The organism is Paracoccus acridae (assembly GCF_014642735.1).
Lineage (GTDB): Bacteria > Pseudomonadota > Alphaproteobacteria > Rhodobacterales > Rhodobacteraceae > Paracoccus > Paracoccus acridae.
The window spans coordinates 1-4805 of sequence record NZ_BMIV01000046.1; the positions used below are offsets into that span (position 1 = coordinate 1).

Below are 4805 nucleotides of genomic sequence, written 5' to 3' on the forward strand. Positions count from 1 at the left end.
CATCCTGCTGGAGTGGCCTGTTCCAGTCGCCACGCCGCACCGGACGCAAGTTGGACGCGGCTTCCCAAGAGTGCCCTTTAAACATCGCCCGCCCTGCTGTTGGGCGGGTCTGGTTGAGGATTGCCGTGATGATTGAGCTTTTGATTTCGGCCTGTCTGTCCACCGGCCCGGTCTGCAAGGACTTCTCCCTCCTGTTCGATGGCCGCGAGGTCTCGCTGATGACCTGCATGATCAGCGGTCAGACAGTCATTGCCCCCTGGCAGCAGGACAATCCTGAGTGGCACGTCAGGNGACGTGCGGTGTCGCTCTAGACCACAGGTGGATCGAGCGTCAGACCTGGATCAGATCCCTTGGTCCGGACATAAGAGCAGCCGGATGCGGTTGCCGCCGACAGTTCGGGAACTTGATGCAAATCCTGACGCCGGGTTAATAAGGTCAATATGTCTGTGTGTACCGCGATTGGAAGATCTGATGACCAGTTTGCGTCCCGATCTTCATTCCTTCTCGGATCATCCTCTTGAAGTGCTTGATCAGCCGGCAGCTGGTTACATTCTTGATCTTGTCTATCGGTTTCGGCTTTTTTTTGAGTGGCCGTTTGACCAGGAAGTCTTGTACGGGCTCTTGTTTCTGGCGCTGCCACACGTTTCTGCTTCAGGCATATGCACTCTTGATGATAACTCCCGCTCATTATGGGAGGCGTTGATTTGGCGTCTTCAAGCTGCGGGAGATCTTGCTCAAGACGAGCATGGGTTTGTGTTGACGCCGCATGGACAGGAGCGTCGTTGCTCTACCTTCCAAGACATCCTGGCAGCACCAGCATGGAGCCAAGCTCTAGAACAAGTGCATGAATACCTCGAACACTTTGCCGAGACAGAAGGTGTTCCCCTAGCCAAGGCTCTGTCCCTACTGCTTCCTCGACCAATATGAGCGTCTGCCCATTTCCAAGCGGCAGCTTCCTTATCCACGGCCTTACCCTACCCTCTGAGGCGCGACAAAGAGGAATATCAGGAAGAAACCTGACGACTGCAGAGATAGAGAGGAACCATGGCGGCGGTCATCAGTACACAACCTGCTGCCTCCATCGGCGCAAGGCGTTCATGTAGGATTAGCGCGGCGAGGAGAGCGGCCGTGCAGGGTTCGATCAATGTCGGAGCGATGCCCACTGCAGCAGACCGACTGCGATGGAAGCCAGATACGAAGGCAAGATACGCGAGGCCTGTGCCAACAACGCCTGTATAGACAAGAATGGCAAGATCGAGGCTGGCAAGCAACGTAAGCGACCCCAAGCCTCGTCCTTGTACAACGAACGAAAGGAGAAGAAGGCCAGCGGCAGCAGAGAGGCCAAGCCCAGCAGCATGCAGTGGATGCAGATCTCGCGCCATCATTCCAGCGGCCGCGCAGACGACAGCAAACATCACCGTAGAGCTAAGCAAAGCAACCACTCCGGTTCGGCTCATCGACGCCAGCATACCGACATCGCCGCCTTCACCGAACAGTGTAAGCATCACGCCGATGATCGCAGCGACAATTGCAACAGATGCAGCAAGCGCTGGCGTTTTTCGGTTCCAAATCGCACCGCCCGCCGCCACCAGAATAACCGATCCGCAGACGGTAACAGCCACGGTAACCGTTACCCCAACCTTGGCGAAGGCAACAAAGAAGCAGGTTTGGAATACTGCGCTTGCAGCGGCAAAGAGGCCGAGAGACTGCCAGGGCAGCTGGGTACCCTGCCATGGAATGCTAAGAAGCTTGGCGATGAGCAGGAGACTGATCCCGCCCAGTGCTGTTCGCGCGAGGGCGCATAAAGCAGCGTCCACGCCGGCCAGATCGGACATAAGACCGTTTGCGATGCCGACGGTGCTCCACAACAATGCGGCTAGGCTGACCAGGATGATGTCTCCACCAGGAACTGCGGCGATGGGAGGAAGCTGCCACCGGCCTGACCGCGAGGTGGCGGTTTTGCGAGAAGAGAAGCGCCGTGTGCAGGGGGCGCGGCGATCTTTGGGGACTGGGGTCATAGCTCGCTCCACGAAATTGAGAAACATTACAGTGCTCAATTCACGTCCGCGCGATGTCTTCTGCATCTACCAACTGATAGGTTTGCTTTGCAATTGTTGCCGTCTGGGATGCCATCCGCTACAAGCCATAGCTGACTTGGCCCACGCGACTTGATCAGGCGGCGCGGCTTAGGTTGGCATCGTCAGCGACGACGCCGTCGGTGAACCTGACGTCTTCGATGACGCGTAGCAATTGGTTTGTGCCATTGAGCTTGCGCCACGTCTTCGATGCGGCCAAGACCAGCGGGACAACCATCAGCTTCGGGGTCTTCTGCGACAGCCCTCCCTTGGTACAAATAGGGCGGAGAGGCCGCGGGTCTTGAGGTTGCCCAGAAGCTCGCGCCAGCTTTGCGCGCTCTTTCGTACGCCGACCTGGAACACATTCTTCGCCAGGGCGAGCCCTGATCGTAATATTCTCCGACATGACTGCTCCCCTTTGTAGATCGTTGCAAACCCACCTTGGCACAGCAGATGCCGTCGGGGGGCGATCACATCGTTAGAGCCACTGCGAACGCGTACGTGCCGAGGGGCGAACGGCAGGAAGGCGCGCATCGCGATCGCTGAACCCCTCCCCTGCCCTACGTTCACGTAGCGAACATGAATGGCCGGTTTGGTGAAGCTGCAGCTGCACGATACATGGCCCGAGCACCAGTGTATGGTCTGCTGCTCTTGCTGCAGTTGCATTCGCTGCGACATTCGCGAATGTCTCTGATGGGCTCCTCGCGCCCATGCTGTGCCAACGGCTGACCGTCCGCCTCCACCAACGACCTGTGCCTGACCGCTGGCAGAAAAGCTCTGCTGCAGGGTAGTTGTGTCGGCGCATCGTGAACTTTATGCTCGCGTGGAGATCCTAGTGGCTATTCACAAGGGTACCCCCATGCAACTGACCAGGCTCGTCTATGCCTCGTACCATGGTGGCACGACCGACAAAGCTCTTGGCGACATCCTGGATCAGTCTCAAGCGAACAACGAGGTTGACGGCATCACCGGCATCCTTGTTGCCAGTGATGAAGACTTCATGCAGTTTCTGGAGGGAGGCCGGACCGCTGTCGCCGAATGCATGATGCGGATCATGAAAGACGAGCGGCACCAGAACATTCGGATCCTGCTCGCCGGTGAAGCTGAAACTCGTCTGTTTTCCGGATGGAGTATGCGGGGAATTGATGCCTCACAACTTAATCAACGGATCAGAGACCGCTACTGGACCTGTGGCGCGTTTGGTCCCGGATATCTGTCCCACGCTGAGATCGAAGAGTTGTGCATAGCTTTGTCGAAGACACCCTGAGCTTTTTCCAGACAAGGATTTAAGAACGTCGGCTGATCTTGTTAACCGCCAATAGTGCCTTGCTTGAGCGTATTCTCGGAAGAGTAGCTGGGTTTCTGGAAGACCGCGGTATATCACAACAGACACCCAAGGTGCAGTTCGTGCGCTGCCTCACCTGCCATCGGAAGTATCGAGTGGCAGCAGTGGGCTCTTCACGACGTGTTGGATACCCAAAGTAGCGCAGTGGTATGAAGGCTATTGCCGCTGCCAGCGGGATCAGTTGGTTGCCGCGAGCCGTGCGAGTTGTGCGATCCGGCGAAAGAACCGGGTATTGTGTGCGTCGACACCGGGGGCCGCATATTCGGGATCGGCTGCTGTCATGATGATGGCGACGTCAAGCAGTTGATTGAAGTAGATGTACTGGCCATAAATCCCTTCGGCCTGAAACTCGCCCTCCTGCCCATCGGAGGGGATCCACCATTGATAGCCATAGCGCTTGGCTCCCGGCTTGGTCCTGGCCTGTGGACGGGTTGCCTCGGTGAGCCAGTCTGCTGGAACGATCTGGCGCCCGTTCCAGAACCCATCCGCCAGCACCATTGCGGCAAAGCGGGCGTAGTCACGACTCGTGAAGTTGAGGCCGCCTAAGGCGAAGGCTGTCCCGTGCGAATCCGTCAGGTAGAAGCCATCTGCCTGCAAGCCAAGAGGAGCAACCAGCTTTTCCTGCATGAGGTCTTCAAGGCTGCGACCGGTAGCGCCGCGAATGACCATGCCGAGCACGTGCGTATCGAGGGAGACGTATTTCCACTCCTCACCCGGGTTCCGGTCTCGCTTGGAAAACGAGGCTGCGAAAGCGTCCATGCTGCCGCCGATGGCCAATAGCCTGCCCATCCTGTTCCCGTCGGACCAGAAATCGGAATAGTCCTCATCGAACGCCACGCCGCTCGACATGGTCAGCACGTCGTGAATGGACACGCCCTCGTAGGCCGTACCAATGAGTTCCGGTGCATAGCGGACGACCGGATCATCCAGTGAGCCGATGCTTCCCTCCGCCTGGATGATGCCGAAAAGGACCGAAAGCCAGCTCTTCGCGATCGACCAGGAGATGCGATGATCATCGGGTCCGGTATCAAGGAAGTAATCCTCGAAGAGGATTGCGCCATCGTGAAGCACGATCAACGATGTTGCGTTCCGCTCCTTGAGCCAGCTCCCGATGTCCAGGCCGAGGAACATCTCGGGACTGTTGATTTCCACCCAGAACTGAGCCGGATAGGCGCGTAATTTCCACTGAGAATTGAGCCATGTGAACCTTTCCCCAAAGCGATGAGCGGCGGGGGTATGAACCGCCCCGGGTTTACCGGAGAGTTTGTGGTTCAATGATTAGGTCGTGTCGCGAATGTGGTGGAAATTGCCGAGCAGCGGGCTCCGGGCATGTAACGATGGCTCCAGTCAGGCCGCGAGGTCAAGGGACATTGGCTCGAGAGGCT

Annotated in this window: 5 protein-coding genes; 2 read left to right on the plus strand and 3 right to left on the minus strand. The window is 57.6% G+C overall.

Features of this window, described 5'->3' with window-relative positions; translation table 11 throughout:
* Positions 1–471 precede the first annotated feature (471 nt).
* Positions 472–927 carry a hypothetical protein gene (locus IEX25_RS19395; protein ID WP_188717344.1) on the plus strand — a complete coding sequence of 152 codons (456 nt, stop codon included), beginning with the start codon at positions 472–474 and terminating at the stop codon, positions 925–927.
* A gap of 77 nt (positions 928–1004) precedes the next feature.
* Here the strand turns inward: IEX25_RS19395 and IEX25_RS19400 are convergent, their stop codons facing one another.
* Together IEX25_RS19400 and IEX25_RS19405 are read right to left on the minus strand one after the other, a co-directional pair.
* Entirely contained in the window at positions 1005–2084 is a 1080-nt protein-coding gene (locus tag IEX25_RS19400) for an EamA family transporter (protein WP_188717345.1), read from the minus strand.
* A gap of 88 nt (positions 2085–2172) precedes the next feature.
* Entirely contained in the window at positions 2173–2313 is a 141-nt protein-coding gene (locus tag IEX25_RS19405; protein ID WP_188717346.1) for a hypothetical protein, read from the minus strand.
* Positions 2314–2934: 621 nt separating this feature from the next.
* Between IEX25_RS19405 and IEX25_RS19410 the strand changes: the two genes are divergently transcribed.
* On the plus strand, positions 2935–3342 hold the full coding sequence (locus tag IEX25_RS19410; RefSeq protein ID WP_188717348.1) for a BLUF domain-containing protein: 408 nt from the start codon (positions 2935–2937) through the stop codon (positions 3340–3342).
* 255 nt (positions 3343–3597) lie between these two features.
* Here IEX25_RS19410 and IEX25_RS19415 read toward each other — a convergent pair whose 3' ends face one another.
* Positions 3598–4695: a serine hydrolase domain-containing protein gene (locus IEX25_RS19415; RefSeq protein WP_229665506.1), complete on the minus strand. Its 1098-nt coding sequence runs from the start codon at positions 4693–4695 to the stop codon at positions 3598–3600.
* Positions 4696–4805: the final 110 nt, after the last annotated feature.